This is a genomic window from Pseudomonas sp. M5A4_2d (assembly GCF_053345295.1).
Genome location: NZ_JBKEZW010000008.1, coordinates 276473 through 295099, shown reverse-complemented (window position 1 = coordinate 295099; position 18627 = coordinate 276473). Strand labels below are relative to the sequence as shown.

At 63.2% G+C, this 18627-nt stretch carries 19 protein-coding genes; 10 read left to right on the top strand and 9 right to left on the bottom strand.

What is annotated here, in order from left to right; genetic code table 11:
• Window positions 1-15: 15 nt before the first annotated feature.
• Complete coding sequence (locus tag ACLBW8_RS20220; protein ID WP_447806172.1) at window positions 16-4263, bottom strand: DEAD/DEAH box helicase; 4248 nt, start codon at window positions 4261-4263, stop codon at window positions 16-18.
• A gap of 166 nt (window positions 4264-4429) precedes the next feature.
• Between ACLBW8_RS20220 and ACLBW8_RS20215 the strand changes: the two genes are divergently transcribed.
• A complete protein-coding gene (locus tag ACLBW8_RS20215) occupies window positions 4430-5314 on the top strand; it encodes a sugar nucleotide-binding protein (RefSeq protein ID WP_064455017.1) in 885 nt (294 codons plus the stop codon).
• 166 nt (window positions 5315-5480) lie between these two features.
• On the opposite strand, the gene ACLBW8_RS20210 is transcribed toward ACLBW8_RS20215, so the two are convergent.
• The 5 genes from ACLBW8_RS20210 to ACLBW8_RS20190 form a co-directional block, all read right to left on the bottom strand.
• On the bottom strand, window positions 5481-6179 hold the full coding sequence (locus tag ACLBW8_RS20210) for an OmpW/AlkL family protein (protein ID WP_447806171.1): 699 nt from the start codon (window positions 6177-6179) through the stop codon (window positions 5481-5483).
• A 133-nt stretch (window positions 6180-6312) separates the two neighbouring features.
• Complete coding sequence (locus tag ACLBW8_RS20205; protein ID WP_053258244.1) at window positions 6313-6834, bottom strand: DUF3299 domain-containing protein; 522 nt, start codon at window positions 6832-6834, stop codon at window positions 6313-6315.
• An 11-nt stretch (window positions 6835-6845) separates the two neighbouring features.
• On the bottom strand, window positions 6846-8111 hold the full coding sequence (locus ACLBW8_RS20200; protein WP_407017666.1) for an ABC transporter permease: 1266 nt from the start codon (window positions 8109-8111) through the stop codon (window positions 6846-6848).
• Window position 8112: 1 nt separating this feature from the next.
• A complete protein-coding gene (locus ACLBW8_RS20195; protein WP_447806170.1) occupies window positions 8113-8823 on the bottom strand; it encodes an ABC transporter ATP-binding protein in 711 nt (236 codons plus the stop codon).
• 89 nt (window positions 8824-8912) lie between these two features.
• Window positions 8913-9524 (bottom strand): DUF2796 domain-containing protein, encoded by a 612-nt coding sequence (locus ACLBW8_RS20190; RefSeq protein WP_447806169.1) that lies wholly within the window; start codon window positions 9522-9524, stop codon window positions 8913-8915.
• Window positions 9525-9655: 131 nt separating this feature from the next.
• On the opposite strand from ACLBW8_RS20190, the gene ACLBW8_RS20185 reads away from it, so the two are divergent.
• Window positions 9656-9997, top strand: coding sequence for a hypothetical protein (locus ACLBW8_RS20185; RefSeq protein ID WP_447806168.1), 342 nt, complete (start codon window positions 9656-9658; stop codon window positions 9995-9997).
• On the opposite strand, the gene trxA is transcribed toward ACLBW8_RS20185, so the two are convergent.
• The 3 genes from trxA to ACLBW8_RS20170 form a co-directional block, all read right to left on the bottom strand.
• Complete coding sequence (gene trxA / locus ACLBW8_RS20180; protein ID WP_064454334.1) at window positions 9994-10866, bottom strand: thioredoxin; 873 nt, start codon at window positions 10864-10866, stop codon at window positions 9994-9996. The genes ACLBW8_RS20185 and trxA overlap by 4 nt on opposite strands.
• Before the next feature lie 127 nt (window positions 10867-10993).
• Entirely contained in the window at window positions 10994-11650 is a 657-nt protein-coding gene (locus ACLBW8_RS20175) for a class I SAM-dependent methyltransferase (protein ID WP_447806167.1), read from the bottom strand.
• A complete protein-coding gene (locus tag ACLBW8_RS20170) occupies window positions 11647-12102 on the bottom strand; it encodes a YbaY family lipoprotein (protein WP_064454332.1) in 456 nt (151 codons plus the stop codon). The genes ACLBW8_RS20175 and ACLBW8_RS20170 overlap by 4 nt, the downstream gene beginning before the upstream one ends.
• 139 nt (window positions 12103-12241) lie before the next feature.
• Here ACLBW8_RS20170 and nrdR point away from each other — a divergent pair, with 139 nt between their 5' ends.
• The 8 genes from nrdR to ACLBW8_RS20130 all read left to right on the top strand — a co-directional run bounded on the left by nrdR (window position 12242) and on the right by ACLBW8_RS20130 (window position 18502).
• Window positions 12242-12712: a transcriptional regulator NrdR gene (gene nrdR, locus ACLBW8_RS20165; RefSeq protein WP_064455016.1), complete on the top strand. Its 471-nt coding sequence runs from the start codon at window positions 12242-12244 to the stop codon at window positions 12710-12712.
• Complete coding sequence (gene ribD / locus ACLBW8_RS20160) at window positions 12709-13845, top strand: bifunctional diaminohydroxyphosphoribosylaminopyrimidine deaminase/5-amino-6-(5-phosphoribosylamino)uracil reductase RibD (RefSeq protein WP_447806166.1); 1137 nt, start codon at window positions 12709-12711, stop codon at window positions 13843-13845. Before nrdR ends, ribD begins: the two co-directional genes overlap by 4 nt.
• A 47-nt stretch (window positions 13846-13892) precedes the next feature.
• Entirely contained in the window at window positions 13893-14570 is a 678-nt protein-coding gene (locus tag ACLBW8_RS20155) for a riboflavin synthase (protein WP_064454330.1), read from the top strand.
• A 15-nt stretch (window positions 14571-14585) separates the two neighbouring features.
• On the top strand, window positions 14586-15677 hold the full coding sequence (gene ribBA, locus ACLBW8_RS20150) for a bifunctional 3,4-dihydroxy-2-butanone-4-phosphate synthase/GTP cyclohydrolase II (RefSeq protein ID WP_064454329.1): 1092 nt from the start codon (window positions 14586-14588) through the stop codon (window positions 15675-15677).
• Window positions 15678-15765: 88 nt separating this feature from the next.
• Complete coding sequence (gene ribH / locus ACLBW8_RS20145; protein WP_003194576.1) at window positions 15766-16242, top strand: 6,7-dimethyl-8-ribityllumazine synthase; 477 nt, start codon at window positions 15766-15768, stop codon at window positions 16240-16242.
• Window positions 16239-16739, top strand: coding sequence for a transcription antitermination factor NusB (gene nusB / locus ACLBW8_RS20140; RefSeq protein ID WP_053258233.1), 501 nt, complete (start codon window positions 16239-16241; stop codon window positions 16737-16739). Before ribH ends, nusB begins: the two co-directional genes overlap by 4 nt.
• Before the next feature lie 18 nt (window positions 16740-16757).
• Entirely contained in the window at window positions 16758-17723 is a 966-nt protein-coding gene (gene thiL, locus ACLBW8_RS20135; protein WP_447806165.1) for a thiamine-phosphate kinase, read from the top strand.
• A gap of 56 nt (window positions 17724-17779) precedes the next feature.
• The gene (locus ACLBW8_RS20130) at window positions 17780-18502 is read left to right on the top strand and encodes a substrate-binding periplasmic protein (RefSeq protein WP_447806164.1); all 723 of its coding nucleotides are present in this window, start codon (window positions 17780-17782) and stop codon (window positions 18500-18502) included.
• Window positions 18503-18627 lie beyond the last annotated feature (125 nt).

Here is an 18627-nt window from a genome sequence, read left to right as displayed (position 1 = left end):
CAAAGCCAACCCACTTCAATGCCTGATCAACTTCTCCTGAATCGCCCGCAGATCCTGCTCAAGCAGAATCTGCTGCTTGCCGCCCACCATCACCGCCGCCGGCACTCCATCCCGGTACACAATCCGATTGCCGCTCACCGCCGGCACCTTGCTCCCCGGCAGCAGTGTGCCCACCAGGTTCAGCGGATCAGCCCCGCACACGGCAATCAAACTGCCGTCATGCGGCCTGCGCCGTACTTCGCGCAGCAACGGGATCGCTTCCGGCAGCGCAAACTGCTCGCCCGCCAACCCGCTGACAAACCGCCCGCCACGAATCTCGCCGCGTGCCTCCAGCCGATGGAAGGTGCGCAGTAGTTCGCGCCAGCTCGGCAGCCAATCCGCCTCGCGCTCCAGCAGCCGCCAGAACACCACGCCATAGCGGCGCAGCAAGGTCATCGCCACGTGCTCCAGCGTCTCAGCCGAGTGCGGCCCGGCGGCGCTGGGCGAGCGGCGCACCAAGGCCCAGCGCCCGGCGTCGTCCATGCCGCCGACAAACGCCCCGCGCCCGCGCCGACTGCTGCGCGCCAGGCGCTTGCTGGCGGGGGTGGTCAGGGCGCGCAGGCCGGCGAAGCTGTCGGCATTCACCAGCCCCGCGCCCACCAGTTCTTGTAGTGCGATCTCCAGTTCGCTGCGCAGCAGATGGGCTTCGTGCACCAGCTCATCGAAAAACTGCGCGCCGTGCTCGCGCAGGGCCAAGTGGACTTTCTGCGCCTTGGGCGACAACGTGGTGCTGTCGGTGAGTTCGGTCAGCCCGCTCCACAGCGGCACTTGGCTGCGGGGCAGCAGCACCACGGGCGTACTGCGCAGCGCAATCGCGCTGGCCTTGTTGCTCAAGCGCGTCCACACCAGCTTGCCGCTGCGGCACAGCTCGTCGAGCCAGGTGGGGGTGTAATCCTTGAGTCGTGCGCTGAGCAAGTCACTGTCCCAGGCCGACGTGGCGGCGGCGTAGCCTTCGAACTGGCCGACAATCTGCGGCAGCATCGCACTGCCGTGGCCGCGCGTGCCGTCGGACAGGTGCTGCCAATCGAACAAAAAGCGCATGAAGTCCTGCAACGCCACCGGCTCGATTTCCCGGCGCAGACGCTTGACCGTGTAGCGATGAATACGTGCGAGCAGATGCCGCTCACACCATTGCTCGTGCGTGGCGCCGGGGCTGAGACGGCCGCGCAGCACGTAGCCTTCCTGTTCCAGGCGCGCCAGTGCCTGAGTCACGTCTGCCACCGGCAGGGCCAGCGGCGCTGCAATCTCGATCAGGCTCAGCGGGCCAAACCCGCCAAGGCGTGCACGCAGCACTTCCGCCAGCGCATCCTCAACGGTCCAGGGTTCATCGAAGCCCGGCAGCAACGGCAAGTTGTTGGGATAAATCGCCTGCACACAACTCAAGCGCTCCACGGCTACCCAAAGGCCATTATTCAGTTGATAGGCGTGCCCGCCCTTGGCCAGGGCGTGCAGCCACTCGGCCCACTGCGGTGTGATCTCATCAATGGCGATGCACGCCAGGCTCATCAACGCCTCATGCATTTCGTCCAGGCCATTGGGTGCCGGCCACGCCTCCTCGCGCACGCCGGCGATGGCCTCGGCATCCAGCGCGCCGAGGTCGTCGGTGCTTTGCGGGTCGCTCCAGCGCCGGTTGAGCACCGCCTGGGTACGGCGTTCTTCCAGCGGTGCGTCGTCGAGAAAGGTGTAGGGGCGCGCGCTGAGAATTTCGGCGGCCATGGGCGAGGGCGCCGGCAGGTCGCGGCTGATCAGGCGCACTTCGCCACGCTCCATGCGCCGCAACAGGATCAGCCAACGTTCGCTGTCCATGGCTTCGTGCAGGCAGTCGTCGAGGGTTTGTTCCACCAGAGGGTGTTCGGGTATCTCACGCTCGCCGGCGAGGTTTTCCAGGCAGGCGATCTGGTCGGGAAACACGCTGGCAATCAGGTCTTCGCTCTTCATGCGCTGGATCTGCGGCGCGACCTTGCGCCCACCGGTATAACGCGGCAATGCCAGGGCCACACTGGCATTCCAGCGCCAGCGCACGCCGAACAGCGGCGCATCCAGCACCGCCTGGATCAGGATGTGCTCGGCGCTGTTGCTGTTCAGATAGCGCCACACCTCATCCAGCTCGAAACTGTGGCTGGTGGACAGCGACAGCACGATCGCATTCTCACTGGCCGCCGCCTGCAATTCGAAATTGAAGGTGCGGCAAAAACGCTTGCGCAGGGCCAGGCCCCAGGCGCGGTTGAGGCGGCTGCCGAACGGCGTATGGATGATCAATTGGGTACCGCCGGAGGCGTCGAAAAAACGCTCCATGATCAACGTGTCCTGGGACGGCAGGGCGCCAAGGGCCAGGCGCGCGCGTGCCAGGTAATCGAGGATTTGTTCGGCGCTGGCGCGGTTCAGCCCGAGGCTGCCAGTGAGCCAGTCGTGGGCGGGTTGCAGGTTGCCGGGTGTGGCGCTGAGCAGCGCGTCCAACTGCCCTTGAAAACGCGCCACGGCCGCCGACAATTCATTGCTGCGCCCCGGTGCTTCGCCTAGCCAGAACGGGATAGTCGGCGGTTGGCCATGGGCATCCTCGACGCGTACCTTGCCGGCCTCGACCCGCAAGATCCGGTAGGACGTATTGCCGAGCTGGAAGATATCCCCGGCGATGCTTTCCACCGCGAAGTCTTCGTTGACGCTGCCGATATTCAGGCTCTGAGGTTCAAGCAACACGCTGTAGTCAGCGTTGTCCGGGATGGTGCCGCCGCTGGTCACGGCGGTCAGCCTGGCACCACGGCGGCCGCGCAGGGTGTGGGTCACGGCGTCGCGGTGCAGGTAGGCGCTGCGGATGCCCTGGCGGCCGTTATAGCCGTCGGCGAGCATCTGCAACAGCGCCTGGTAGTGGCGCGGGTCGAGTGTGGCGTAAGGCGCGGCGCGCTGGATCAGCGCCAGTAGCGCCTGCTCCGTCCATTCACGGGCGCTGACTTCGGCGATGATCTGTTGGGCGAGTACGTCCAACGGCGCGACCGGTATGTGCAAGGTATCCAGCTCGCCCCGGCGCACGCAGTCGAGCAGGGCGGCGCATTCGATCAGGTCATCGCGGGTGGTGGCGAACAGGCGCCCCTTGGGCGTGCCGCCGACCTGGTGGCCGGAGCGGCCGACGCGTTGCAAAAAGCCGTTGATCGAGCCGGGCGAGCCGATCTGGCAGACGAGGTCGACGTCGCCAATATCAATCCCCAGTTCCAGCGACGCCGTGGCGATCAGCACTTGCAGCTCGCCGGCCTTGAGCCGTTGCTCGGCGTCCAGGCGCATTTCTTTGGCCAGGCTGCCATGGTGGGCGGCGACGGAGGTCTTGCCCAGGCGCTCGCTCAAGTGCCGGGCCAGGCGTTCGGCCAGGCGCCGGGTGTTGACGAAGACCAGCGTGGTGCGGTGTTCGCGGGCCAACGCGGCGAGGCGGTCGTAGACCAATTCCCACACGTCATTGGCCATCACCGCCGACAGCGGCACCGGCGGCACTTCAATATCCAGGTCGCGGGGGCGGGCGTGGCCGATATCGACGACGGCGCATTCACGGCCAGTGCCGACCAAAAAGCGCGACACCGCCTCGATAGGCTTTTGCGTGGCCGACAGGCCGACACGGGTCAGCGGCTCGGCGCACAAGCCTTGCAGGCGTTCCAGGCTCAGGGCCAGGTGGCTGCCGCGTTTGCCGGCGGCGATGGCGTGGATTTCGTCGATGATTACCGTGCGTGTGCTGGCCAGCATCTGCCGGCCGGAGTCCGAGCCGAGCAGCACATAGAGCGATTCCGGGGTGGTGACCAGGATATGCGGCGGCCGTTTGCGCATCAGCGCGCGGTCTTTTTGCGGGGTGTCGCCGGTGCGCACGGCGGTGCGGATCGCAAGCGGCGGCAAGCCCATGGCCTGCAACTGCTCGGTGATACCGGTTAGCGGGTTTTGCAGGTTGATCTGGATGTCGTTTGAGAGCGCCTTGAGCGGCGATACATACACCACCAACGTCTCATCCGGCAGTTGCCCGCCGTTGGCCAGACCTTGATGGACCAGGTCATCCAGCACAGCCAGGAACGCCGTCAGGGTTTTACCGGAGCCGGTGGGCGCGGCGATCAGTGTCGAGCGGCGCTGGCGGATCAGCGGCCAGGCCTGGGCCTGGGCGCGGGTCACCGAGGGGAACGTGCTGCGGAACCAGGCGCTGACGGCGGGGTGGAAACCGTCCAAGACCGTGTCCGTTGATTCGGGAAGGCTCATTCACAATTTATGCGGCCGGCCGGTGCAACTTGCAACCCCGCACTTTATAAGTGACGGTTGCGCTACAAACCCGCAAAATGCAACGATTCTGGCAAACACCCACGGTATGGCTCACAAGGCCGCCGACAATAACCATCGTTCCAAACAGACCGGGCCTGCACACTCTATGCGAATGCGCCTTATGTTACTGGGCGGCGGGAATGCCCTCGGGCAGGCGCTGATTCGCCTCGGTGCAGAGGAAGACATCGGTTTCCTCGCACCCAAACCGCCCCAAGACGGCTGGGATGCCGCGAGCCTCACCCAATTGCTCGACGACACCCGTCCCGATGCGTTGATTAACCTCGCCTACTATTTCGACTGGTTCCAGGCCGAAGCGGTCAGCGAAACCCGCTTGGCTGCCCAGGAGTTCGCGATCGAGCGCCTGGCCGAACTGTGCCAGCACCACAACATCACCTTGCTGCAACCGTCCAGCTACCGTGTATTCGATGGCTCGCGTGCCACCGCCTACAGCGAAAAGGACGAGCCGGTGCCCCTGGGCCTGCGCGGCCAGGCGTTGTGGCGCATTGAGCAAAGCGTGCGCGCCACCTGCCCGCAACACGTGATGCTGCGTTTTGGCTGGCTGCTGGATGACAGCGTCGACGGCACCCTGGGGCGCTTCCTGGCCCGTGCCGAGAAACCGGATGAATTGCTGATGGCCGACGACCGACGCGGCAACCCGACGCCGGTGGATGATGCCGCACGGGTGATCATCTCAGTGCTCAAGCAACTCGATTGCGCGGCGCCGCTGTGGGGCACGTATCACTACGCCGGCCATGAGGCGACCACGCCGTTGGCGCTGGGCCAGGCGATTCTCACCGAAGCGCGCAACTACCATCCGCTGGCGATCGAATCCCCTACCGCCCAGGCCCACGCGGCACGGCCGGATGCGGCCGATGAACCGCAACACGCGGTGCTGGCCTGCAAGAAAATCCTCCACACCTTTGGCATCAAGCCACGGGCGTGGCGGGCCGGGTTGCCGGCATTGCTGGACCGGTTCTACCGGCGTAGCTGACACCACACAAAACCAAATGTGGGAGCGGGCTTGTGTGGGAGCTGGCTTGCCTGCGATAGCATCGCCTCGGTGCAACTGATAGACAGAGGCGTCTGCATCGCGGGCAAGCCCGACTCCCACACAAGCCCGCTCCCACAGGGGTTATGCAGCGTTAGTTAAACCGGGATTAGAACTTGTAGCCGATACCCACCATGTAAACCATTGGGTCAACGTCCACATTGACCTTGGCGCGCGTGCCTTGGCCCAGCGCGTTGTTGTCCACGGTGGCCTTGGTGCTGATGTCGATGTAGCGCGCCTGGGCGTTGATCATCCACTTGTCGTTGATCATGTAGTCGGCGCCGATCTGCGCGGCCCAGCCCCAGGAGTTTTCCGCCTTGAAGTTGCTGAAACCGGCTTGCTGGGCGCCACTGCTGACGTGCTCGTCGTAGATCCAGGTGTAGTTGATACCAGCGCCCACATACGGCTGGAACGCCGACTTGCTGTCCAGCGGGTAGTACACGACGCTCAGGGTCGGCGGCAGGTGTTTCAGGGTGCCGAGCTTGCCGTTGGCGGCGCCGAGCGCGGTGTTCTTGAGCTTCACGTCGTGCTCGAACGGCGTGGCTGCCAGCAGTTCGATCCCCCAGTGGCTGGTGAACATGTAGGCGAAGTTCAAGCCCAGTTGAGTGTCGCTGCTCATGGTCGCCTTGCCGCCCAGGTTGGTGCCCGCCAATGGGCCCTGGTCAACCTTCACGCTGCTGCTGTCTGCTTTCGGGTTAACGGTGATTGCACCGGCGCGAATCAGAATATCGCCCGCTTCGTGAGCGTGGACGGCAGGGGCGGCGAGGGCGAGCGCGAAGAGGGACGCGCCGAGCAGGGACTTGTTCATGGGAGCTCCAAAAGGACGTTAAAAGTTGTACGTCCAATGGTAAAGATCGTTCCATTCGATCCTTTGACTCAGCTCAATGAAAGGGTAACCACGGCTCAAAAACCGTGGGATCTGTGCTGTTCTTGAGCAAGGCTCATTCCTGCAGCTCGTAGACGTAAATCTTCTCGGCATCCATTTGGTAGCCGGCATCCGCCAGCTCACTGGATGACGGTTTGACCTGCATCGAGCCCTCGATCCAATACGGCTGGTACAGCTCGTCAAGCTTCACCCCGACTTCGCTTTTCACATGCACGATCTGGTTCGACGGCGGCGGCGGTACGTGGATGCACGCGCCGAAATACGGCACCAGCAAGAACTCGGTGGTGCGGCCTTCTTCGCTGACTTCCAGCGGCACGATATAACCCGGTAAGCGAATGTGCTGGCCGTCGAGGCTCTGCACCACCGGCGCGTTGGGCAGGTCCTGCTTGGCCGCAGGCGCCGCCTCGACCGACAATGCGTCGGCCATGTTCGACAGGTCGTGCAGCGGCTTCATGTTGGGAATTTCCGGCGGCGCGTCCGGCGGGATCATCTCCTGCCAGGACAGGTCCTTGGGCTGGTCGGCCGCCCACGCGGGTACGGCCACCAGCAGCAACAGGGCAAACAGGGCACGGCGCATCGAAGCCTTCCTCATAAACGTATGGACAGGCCGTCGGCCAGGGATTGTCGATAGGCGCGCCACGCGGGCACGCTGCCCATCAACAGCGCTGCCGCCAGGATACCGGCGAGCAATGTCCATTCATATTCGCTGGGCCAAGACATCGGCAGGTCCAGGCCATAGTTGGCCTGCAAATACCCGCGCGATGCGGCGATGCACACGTACAGCAGGCCTGTGCCTGCAACCACGCCGGACAGTGCCAGCGCGAAGGCTTCGAAGATCAGCAGTGTTGCGATGTGCCAAGGGCGTGCGCCGACCGAGCGCAGGATCGCCATCTCGCGGCGGCGCTCGTTGAGGCTGGTGAGGATCGCCGTGAGCATGCCGATCAGGCCGGTCAGCACCACGAACAGCGAGATCACGAACAGCGCTTTTTCGGCGGTGCCCATCATGCTCCACAACTCTTGCAGCGCCACGCCGGGCAGGATCGCCAGCATCGGCTCACCGCGAAATTCGTTGATCTCGCGTTGCAGGGCAAAGGTGGAAATCTTGTTGTTCAAGCCGAGCATGAACGCGGTGATCGCCTGCGGGGTCAGGTCCATATTGCGCGCCTGATCGGCGCTGATGCGGCCTTTGCCCTGGGCCGGCACGCCGTTGTGCCAGTCGATATGAATCGCCTCCATACCGCCGAGGCTGATGTGCAGCGTGCGGTCTACCGGCGTGCCGGTGCGCTTGAGAATGCCGACCACGGTGAACGGTTTGTCATCGTGTTTGACCAGGCTGACCACTGCCACGCCGTGGGCCAGCACCAGCTTGTCACCGAGCTTGTAATGCAGGGCGTCGGCGACTTCAGCACCCAGCACCACTTCGAACGGGTCGGTGGCGAAGGCGCGGCCGCTGGCCAGTTCGAGGTTCTGCTTGCGGCCGTACTGGTAGTGCTCGAAGTAGGATTCGTTGGTGCCCATCACCCGGTAGCCACGGTGCGAGTCGCCAAGGGAAATCGGGATTGCCCATTTCACTTGCGGGTTGGCGGCGAAGTGCTCGTAGCTGTCCCAACGGATGTTGTTGGTGGCGTTGCCGATGCGGAACACCGAGTACAGCAGCAGGTTGACCGAGCCGGAGCGGGCGCCGACGATCAGGTCGGTGCCGCTGATGGTGCTGGCGAAGCTGTTGCGCGCCTCAACGCGTACGCGCTCCACCGCCAGCAACAGGCACACCGACAGGGCGATGGCGAAGGCGGTGAGGATCGCGGTAAAGCGGCGGTTAGCCAGGCTGGCCATGGCTAGACGAAACAAATACATCTCAAACCTCTGCGGGCGTGGCGGCGCGATTGAGTTCGGCCAGCGACAGGTTGCGGTCGAACAACGGCGCCAGGCTCTGGTCATGGCTGACAAACAACAGGCTGGCGCCCGCGTCGCGGCATTCGGCGAACAGCAGCCGGATGAATGCTTCGCGAGCGTCATAGTCCAGGGCCGAAGTGGGCTCGTCGGCAATCACCAGTTCCGGTTGGCCGATCAACGCACGGGCAGCGGCCACCCGTTGTTGTTGGCCGATGGACAGCGAGTCGGCGCGGCGCTCCAGCAGGTTTTTGTCGTTCAAGCCCAGATGCGCGAGCAAGGTCGCTGCGGCCTGATCGACGCTGCCGTGGCGCTGAATCGCCCGTTGCGCGCGCAGCTTGGAAAAGTGGCAAGGCAACTCGACGTTCTCGCGCACCGACAGGAACGGCAGCAGGTTGAACTGCTGGAAGATGTAGCCGGTGTGGTCGACGCGGAAGCGGTCGCGTGCGCCCGCCGACAGCTCGGTCAATTCCTGGCCGAGCAGGCGGATGCTGCCCTGGCTGGGTTTCTGCACGCCGCCCAGCAGGCCGAGCAGGGTGGTTTTGCCACTTCCGCTCGGGCCCTTGAGAAACAGAGTTTCCCCCGCTTCCAGACGGAACGTGGGGATGTCCAGCAACTGTGGGTGGCCGGGCCAGTTGAAGCCCAGGTCAGACAGTTCGATTAACGCTTGGGTCATGGGAAATCAGGGTCGCCTGGTGGTAGGAAATGGCGCCGATCCACTGTGGGAGCTGGCTTGCCAGCTCCCACAGTGATTGGGTTTTCAGATCAGAATTTCAGGGTAGCTACCTGTGCCGTTGCTTCCACACCTTGCTGGCCGCTTGGGCCGATCAGCTGCACGTTGATTTTCTGGGTGGCCGGGAAGGTCTTGAACACCTGGCTCAGGTCGAGATTGCTCAGCGCAGTCGGCGTGGCGCAGGTGAACTGGTAGTGGGCGTGGATTTCGCTGTGATCATGATGATGTTCGTGGGCGGCTGCGCCTTTGCCGTCGGTGGCGTGGTCATCATCGTCGTCGTCATGATCGGCTTCAGGTTTGTCACCGAACAACGGGCTGTTGAGTTCCAGGGTGCTGATCACGCAACCGGCGGCTTTTGGCAGATTGAACAGGGCCAATGGGCTTTCCAGCTGTTTGCGGGTGGCGGCGACCTTGGCTTTATCGGCCGGGGAGGTGGCCTGGTGTTCAAAACCCACGAGGTTCATGGCTGGGCTGTCAAATTCCAGTTCAAGCGCCTGGCCGTCGAGTACCGCATTGAGGCGACCGACACCGTGCTCGTGAGCCCCGAGGCTGCCGTGCTCGTGATCATGGTCGTGCTCGTCAGCCGCGTGAGCAATGGCGAGTGGCAACAGGGCAAACGGCAAAGCGAGCAGCAGACGGCGCATGAGAAGGCTCCAGAACATGAAAGTTTTGTTATGTAATCTTATAACGATAATCCGAGAGTTTGAACGCCCGCTTGGCGTTGCGCAAGTCGCGTGGGAGCATGCGGGTCGGAAAAGTGCGGGGAGTAAGGACGATGTTACGAATTCGTGGAACCGTCGGCGACTTGCCGGTGGACTTGACCGTGGAGCTCGACGACGACGATTGGGCACGGCTGGGCGCACAGTTGCAGGCGACCCCGGTACCCAGCGCGCCGGCAGATGCACCGGTCAAACACAGCGATGATCTGTGGCAGAGTGCCCAGGACCTGTTGCGCCAGGCCGGGCAACTCAATGGGCTGGAGTTACTCGACCAATTGGAAGGCTTGTCGGGTGATGCGGCGTCAGGCAAACGCCTGTTGGTGCGTCTGCGCCACAGTGCCAGCGTGAAAGTAGCCAGCGGCGGAGATACGCCGCTGTACAACTGGATCGGCGATTAATACAGCGCGGCGAACAACTTGCGGCGGTACACGGTGACCAGCGGGTGGTCATTGCCGAGCAATTCGAATACTTGCAGCAAGGTCTTGTGCGGCAAGCCTTCGCTGTAGCTGCGATTGCGGATAAACAGCTTGAGAAGGCCTTCCAGCGCTGCGTCGTATTGCTGGCGAGCGAGTTGCTGAATGGCCAACTGATAGGCCGCTTCATCGTCCTGCGGGTTTTGCGCCAGGCGGCTTTTCAAGTCGGCGGCGTCTGGCAAATCGGCCGCCTGGCGCAGGAAGGTTATTTGCGCCTTGGCCCCGGCGAGGGCGGCTTTGTGGTCGTCGCTTTTCACGGCGTCGAGCACGGTCTGGGCTTCGCCCAACTCACCGCGTTCGGCCAGGCAGCGTGCATACAAAATCAGCGCGGCAGCGTTGGTGTTGTCTTCGCCCAGCAGCGCGACCAGTACCGCTTCGGCGTCGCTGATACGGCCTTCGGCAAACAGCGCCTGGGCCTGTTCCAGTGGGTCAGCGGCCGCCGGCGGTGGCATCTGCACATGCGGCTCCAGCATCGCCCTTACCGCCGACTCCGGCTGCGCCCCGGCAAACCCATCCACTGGCTGGCCGTCCTTGAACAGCACCACGGTGGGCAGGCTCTGAATGCCAAAACGCGCGACGATATCCTGCTCGGCCTCGCAATCGATCTTGGCCAGCAGCAGCTCGCCCTGATAACTCTCGGCAATTTTCGCCAGCATGGGCATCAACGCCTTGCACGGCGCGCACCACTCGGCCCAGAAATCCACGAGTACAGGTTTTTCGAAGGAGTTCTGGATCACGGCCTGGTCGAAGTTAGCGGTGGTGACGTCGAAGATGTACGGCGTGGGCTCACTCATGGTGCGTCTCGAATAAAGCGGGAATGGGGCAACTATAAGGTGATGGAGTCCAGATCGCTATCGCGGGCAAGCCCGCTCCCACACTTGACCGCTTGCCCTTGTGGGAGCGGGCTTGCCCGCGATGGTCTCAAGAGCGCCGCGAATGGTACAGGCTCACCTTGCGAAACTCCCAAGGCTCGGCCAGATCGGGCAGGGTCAGCGCATCAAGGATTTCCAGGCGTTGATATGCCTGGTGTTGAAAGTCGCGTACCCGCGAATCTGCCACCAGTGCCTCGCGGCCACGGGTGAGGAACTGGTCGAGCAGCGGCAGGTTGGCGCGGTCGTAGAGCACGTCGGCGACCAGGATCAGGTCGAAGCGGTCGGCTTCGGCGAAAAAGTCTGCTGAATAACTCAGTTCCACTTTGTTGAGTTCGGCGTTCGCCCGGCAAGCGGCCAGCGCCAGCGGGTCTAAATCACACGCGACCACTTCCAGCGCACCCGCCTTGACGGCGGCGATCCCGGCCACGCCGGAACCGGCGCCAAAATCCAGCACACGCTTGCCGGCGACCCACTCAGGGTTGGCCACCAGGTAGCGCGCCAGTGCCAGGCCGCTGGCCCAGCAAAAACTCCAGTAGGGCGGTTCATGCAGGATGCGCCGGGTTTCTTCGGGGCTGAAGGCACGGTCCATATTGTCCGCGTCGAGCAGCCACAACGAGAGTTCGGTGCCCGGCAGCGGGCAGGGCACCAATTGCGCGTCGCCGATCAGTTCGCTCAGCGCCCGTTGCAGGCCCAGCGGTGGCGTCATGGTGCCTTGACGAGTTGCAGGGGGCCGGTGGTCTGGGTGATGGCTTGGGTGATGCGCACGGCGGGCAGGTGCAGGATCAACTGGCCGGACTGGCTGGCACGACCGCGCAATTCAACCCGCGCACCGGCCGGAAAGGCGTCCGGGCTGAAGCGCAGGCGGAAGGCCACGGGCTTGCCGTTGCCGGTCAGCACACTGCTGGCGAGCAGTTGTTGCGGGCGGTTGCGCTCGTCGATCACCAGCAGCGCCAGTTCGACTTCGGCGTTGGCCGGCACGCCGTTGAGGGTGCCGTTGATTTCACGCTGATAAGCCGGCAGCGGGCCCAAGTCTTCAATGCCGGGGACTTTTTTCTCTTGGGCAGGCGTCGGTTGCGGTACCGACGGTTTCGGGGCTTCGCTGCTGCAGGCGACCAGGAAACTGAACAGGGTGAGTAAAACAAGTGGTCGTAACTGCATGTACGGCTCCAGAAAGGGCAAAATCCGTGGCTTAAAAAATATGAAACATAATAGTCAGCCTATATACCGTAAAGGCTATGGCTTGTCTTGCCATGGGGATGCGCTACCATGGCCCTCCCTTTTTTTGTTGCCTGCCACCATGCACTGTCCCTTCTGCGGTGCCAACGACACCAAGGTCATTGACTCACGTCTGGTCGCCGAGGGCGATCAAGTACGTCGCCGGCGCGAATGCCTGGCCTCTGGCTGCGGTGAACGTTTCACCACCTTCGAAACCGCCGAACTGGTGTTGCCACGTCTGATCAAGTCCGACGGCAGCCGCCAGCCTTTCGACGAAGACAAACTGCGCGCCGGTATGCAGCGCGCGCTGGAAAAACGCCCGGTGAGTGTCGAGCGGCTGGAGGCGGCGCTGGCGCATATCAAGCACAAGCTGCGTGCGACCGGTGAGCGCGAGGTCAAGAGCCTGGTGGTTGGAGAACTGGTGATGGGCGAGCTGCAAAAGCTCGACGAAGTCGCCTATATCCGTTTCGCTTCGGTGTATCGACGCTTCCAGGACCTCAATGAGTTCCGCGAAGAGATCGACCGCCTGGCCCGTGAGCCGGTAAAGAAATGACCGCACCTTCTGCAGAACAGGCCATCCTCGACGCCCATTACATGGCTCGCGCCCTCGAATTGGCGCGCAAGGGCGTGTACACCACCCATCCCAACCCGCGTGTGGGCTGCGTGATAGTGCGGGATGGGCAGATTGTCGGCGAAGGCTGGCATGAACGCACCGGCGAACCCCATGCCGAGCCGAATGCGTTGCGCGCCGCCGGTGACAAGGCGCGTGGCGCCACGGTGTACGTGACCCTTGAGCCATGCAGCCACCACGGGCGGACACCGCCTTGCGCCGATGCATTGGTGACTGCCGGTGTCGCGAGAGTGGTCGCCGGGATGCAGGACCCCAACCCGGAAGTGGCTGGCCGTGGCCTGCAGCGTTTGGCCCAGGCCGGTATCGAAACCCACAGCGGCGTGCTGGAAAGTGAAGCGCGCGCGCTCAACCCGGGCTTCCTCAAGCGCATGGAACACGGCCTGCCGTTCGTGCGGGTCAAACTGGCGATGAGTTTGGACGGCCGCACCGCGATGGCCAGTGGCGAAAGCCAATGGATCACCGGCCCTGCCGCCCGCGCCGCCGTACAGCGCCTGCGCGCCGAGGCCAGCGTGGTGTTGACCGGTGCCGATACGGTGCTGGCCGACGGCGCCCGCCTGACCGTACGTGCCGCCGAACTGGGCCTGGACGAAGCGACCACCGCGCTGGCCATGTCCCGCCCGCCGTTGCGCGTGTTGATCGACGGCCGCCTGCGCGTGCCGCTCAACGCGCCGTTCTTCAAGGCCGGCCCGGCGCTGGTCATCACCTGCGTTACGCCAGAGAACCAGTTCCCCCGTGGGCCCGAATGCCTGGTCGTGCCAGGCGTTGACGGTCAGGTGGACCTGCGCTCGGCGCTGGTCGCACTGGCGGCCAGAGGTGTCAACGAAGTGTTGGTAGAGGCCGGTCCAAGCCTGGCGGGTGCGTTTGCCCAGCAGGGGTTGGTCGACGAGTACGTGATATTCGTCGCCGGCAAGTTTCTTGGCTCCGCCGCCCGGCCTTTGCTGGACTGGCCGCTTGATAAACTCGCCGACGCCCCCCAAATCAAGATCACTGAAATGCGCGCTGTAGGCGATGACTGGCGAGTCACTGCCATCCCTCTTCCAGCAGCGAGCGTATAATTCTGACCGGGCGCTCAAGCGCCCGTCCCGTTTTCCAGGAGAAGGCCATGTTCACCGGCATTATCGAATCCATCGGCAGCATCCGCGCAATGACCCCCAAGGGCGGTGATGTGCGCTTGCTGGTTGAAACCGGCAAGCTCGATTTGGGCGACGTCAAGCTGGGCGACAGTATTGCCGTCAGCGGCGTGTGCCTGACCGTCATCGAGCTGCCGGGCAATGGCTTTGCCGCCGACGTCAGCCGGGAAACCCTGGACTGCACCGCGATGAACGACCTCAAAGCTGGCAGCCCGGTCAACCTGGAAAAAGCCCTGACCCCGACCACCCGCCTGGGTGGCCACCTGGTCAGCGGTCACGTCGACGGCGTCGGCGAGGTGGTGGCGCGCAGCGAAAACGCACGTGCCGTGGAATTCCGCATTCGTGCGCCGAAAGAGCTGGCCAAGTACATCGCCCACAAAGGCTCGATCACCGTCGACGGCACCAGCCTGACCGTGAACGCCGTCAATGGCGCCGAATTTGAGCTGACCATCATTCCCCACACCCTGAGCGAAACCATCATGGCTTCGTACCAGCCAGGTCGCCGGGTGAACCTGGAAGTTGACTTGCTTGCCCGTTACCTGGAGCGCCTGCTGATGGGCGATAAGGCCGCAGAGTCTGTCTCTCTACAAGGGCCGTCCGGGAACATCACTGAAAGCTTTCTGGCCGCTAATGGCTACCTGAAATCCTGACCAAGGGGGTGCCGCGTGGCGCTCAATAGCATCGAAGAACTGGTTGAAGACATCCGCCAAGGCAAGATGGTCATCCTGATGGATGACGAAGATCGCGAAAACGAAGGCGACATCATCATGGCCGCCGAGGCCTGCAAGGCTGAGCACATCAACTTCATGGCCAAGCACGCCCGTGGGCTGATCTGCATGCCCATGAGCCGCGAGCGCTGCGAGTTGCTCAAGCTGCCATTGATGGCGCCGCGCAACGGTTCGGGTTTCGGCACCAAGTTCACCGTGTCCATTGAAGCGACCACCGGTGTCACCACCGGTATTTCTGCCGCCGACCGTGCACGCACGGTGCAAGCCGCCGCCGCGAAAGACGCCAAGGCCGAAGACATCGTCAGCCCGGGCCACATCTTCCCGCTGATGGCCCAGCCGGGCGGCACCCTCGCTCGCGCCGGCCACACCGAAGCCGCCTGCGATTTGGCGCGCATGGCCGGTTTCGAGCCGAGCGGCGTGATCTGCGAAGTGATGAACGACGACGGCACCATGGCCCGTCGCACTGAACTCGAAGCCTTTGCCGCCGAACACAACCTCAAGATCGGCACCATTGCCGACCTGATTCACTACCGCATGATCCACGAACGTACCGTTCAGCGGATTGCCGAGCAGCCGCTGGACAGCGAACTGGGCCAATTCAATTTGGTGACCTACCGTGATTCAGTGGAAGGCGACGTGCACATGGCCCTGACCCTGGGCACCATTTGCGCCGACGAACCGACCCTGGTGCGCGTGCACAATATGGACCCGCTGCGCGACCTGCTGATGGTCAAGCAGCCCGGCCGCTGGAGCCTGCGCGCTGCCATGGCCGCGGTTTCCGCAGCAGGCAGCGGTGTGGTGTTGCTGTTGGGCAACCCGGTGGATGGCGACGTGTTGCTCGCGCATATTCGCGAAACCGCCGAGAACACTCAGGTCAAAACGCCGACCACCTACAGCATCGTCGGTGCCGGTTCGCAGATCCTGCGCGACCTGGGTGTACGCAAAATGCGCTTGATGAGTGCACCGATGAAATTTAATGCGATATCCGGTTTCGACCTGGAAGTTGTAGAATACGTGCCCTCCGAATAACGGCTGGCTATTTTTGCCCCGTGTTCGCGGTTAAATCATCACTGAGGGACGCACTTTTCGCGTCCCGGCTCTTTAAGAGATTTGTCGAATGACCCTGAAGACCATCGAAGGTACCTTCATCGCCCCCAAAGGCCGCTATGCCCTGGTGGTTGGCCGCTTCAACAGCTTCGTGGTTGAAAGCCTGGTAAGCGGTGCCGTTGACGCCCTGGTTCGCCACGGTGTGAGCGAGAGCGATATCACCCTCATCCGCGCCCCTGGCGCCTTCGAAATTCCTCTGGTTGCGCAAAAAGTTGCACAGCAGGGTGAATACGCGGCGATCATCGCCCTGGGCGCGGTCATTCGAGGCGGTACCCCGCATTTCGAATACGTGGCTGGCGAATGCACCAAGGGCCTGGCCCAGGTGTCCATGGAGTTCGGCGTGCCAGTCGCTTTCGGCGTACTGACCGTAGATTCCATCGAGCAAGCCATCGAGCGTTCCGGCACCAAGGCCGGTAACAAAGGCGCTGAAGCAGCCCTGTCCGCGCTGGAAATGGTCAGCCTGCTGTCGCAGCTGGAGGCCAAGTGATTTCTGACGAGAGCGATCAGTTCAACCCTCAGGACCCACGCCCTGCGGATGCCGGCAAGCCATCCAAAAGCGAGAAGCGTCGTAAAGCGCGTCAACTCGCTACCCAGGCGCTGTACCAGCGTCTGCTGGCGGGCGCTTCGCTGAACGAAATCGAAGCGCAGTTTCGCGTCGATAACGACTTCACGTTTGCCGATCAGAGCTACTTCCACGACATCCTGCACGGTGTGCATGCCAACCTGACCGAGATCGACACGGCACTGGCGCCATGCCTGGACCTGACCATCGAAGAACTGGACCCGGTTGAGCTGTGCGTGATGCGCCTGTCTACCTGGGAGCTGCTCAAGCGCGTCGACGTGCCGTACCGCGTGGTCATCAACGAAGGTATCGAACTGGCGAAAGTCTACGGTTCGACCGACGGCCACAAGTTCGTCAACGGCGTGCTCGACAAGCTGGCCCCGCGTCTGCGCGAAGCCGAAGTGAAGGAACACAAGCGCTAAGTCGCGCTGACGTTACCCATGGGTGAGTTCGAGCTGATCCGCAAGTACTTCGCCGCCGCGCCGTGTGCGCAAGGCGGCGAAGGCATTGCCCTGGGGATTGGCGACGACTGCGCCTTGCTGGCGCTCCCCGCCGGGGACCAGCTGGCAATCTCCACCGATACCCTAGTGGCCGGCGTGCACTTTGCCGACCCGTGTGATCCGTTCCTGCTCGGCCAGCGCTCGCTGGCCGTGGCAGTGAGCGACCTGGCCGCCATGGGCGCCCATCCCCTCGCGTTTACCCTTGCCCTTACCACCCCGACGGTTGATGCCGATTGGCTGCAACGCTATGCCCAGGGTTTGAATGCCATGGCGCAAAGCTGCGGTGTTGGCCTGGTGGGCGGCGATACCACGCGCGGGCCGCTGAGCCTGACCCTGACGGTGTTTGGCCGAGTGCCGGCCGGGCAGGCATTGACGCGCAGCGGTGCACAGCCGGGTGACCTGCTGTGTGTGGGCGGTGAACTTGGCAATGCCGCCGGCGCATTGCCGTTGGTGTTGGGGCAACGCACGGCTGACGCCGCCATCGCTGAGCCCTTGCTCGCCCATTACTGGTCGCCGCAACCGCAGTTGGCGCTGGGCCTGGCGCTACGGGGCAAGGCGACATCGGCCATGGATATTTCCGACGGGTTGTTGGCCGATTGCGGGCATATCGCCAAGGCTTCGGCTGTCAGCCTGCTGGTTGAGCGTCAGAAGTTGCCGCTGTCCAAGGCGTTGTTGGCGTTTGTCGGTGATGATGAAGCCCGTGTCGCCGCGTTGAGCGGGGGCGACGACTATGTGTTGGCCTTCACCTTGCCGCGCGCCGAGTTGGCGCCCTTGTTGGCGAACGGGTGGCCGATCCATGTGATCGGCCGGGTCGAGGCAGGGCAGGGCGTAACGCTGCTCGACGCCACCGGGCAAGACATCACTCCGGCCGTGCGCGGTTATCAACATTTTCACGAGACGCTGTAAGCCTGCGAGCATGCGCTACCCTCTATACGGTTATCACGGTGTAGGAGGTTGTCACCATGGTTGTGCGCCGTTGGCTGCTGATCATGATGTGTGCCTCGTCGCTGGTGCTGGCAGATGAAGCGCCCGTCCCTGGCAAGGTCATGCTGGCCAGTGAGGAATGGAACAACTACACCAACAAAGATGGCAGTGGTCTGGCCTGGGATGTATTGCGTCAGGTCTTCGAACCGGCCGACATCACCCTGCAAACCCGCACCGTGCCCTATACCCGCTCGGTCGGGCTGGCCCAGCGCGGTGAGGTGGACGGCTGGGTCGGCGCCTATCGCGATGAAGCCCGCGGCGTGCTGTACCCGCACTGGCACTTCGACGCCGACCACCTCTACGCACTCGGGCTGGCAACTGCGCCGACGCCGAGCCTCGCCACCCTGGGCAACTACCGCTTGGCGTGGGTGCGCGGCTATCGGTATGAGGCGTACTTGCCGAACCTGCACCACTTCAACCAGATCGAGCGCCGTGACGGCATCCTGCCGATGCTGCAACACGCTCGCGTCGACTTCTACATCGATTCCCTTACCGAAGCCAAACACGTGCTGAGTCAGTCGGATGAACCGTCGCAATTCAAACTCACTCATATCGCCGAGCTGCCGCTCTATGTGGGCTTTGCCGACACTGAGCGCGGGCGGGCCTTGATGGCCGTCTATGACCGGCGCATGGCGGCCCTGGTCAAAAATGGCGAGCTGAAGCCGATTTTCGAGCGCTGGAAGCAGCCGTATCCATTCTGACCTGCATAGAACCTGGACGAAGGCCAATCGAACCTATTGATCTTTATCAGCGATAATTCAGCTTAAGCGTCTGTAGGAACCTGCTGTTACAATGGCGCCCTCTGTGAAATCTGAAATCAGGAGCA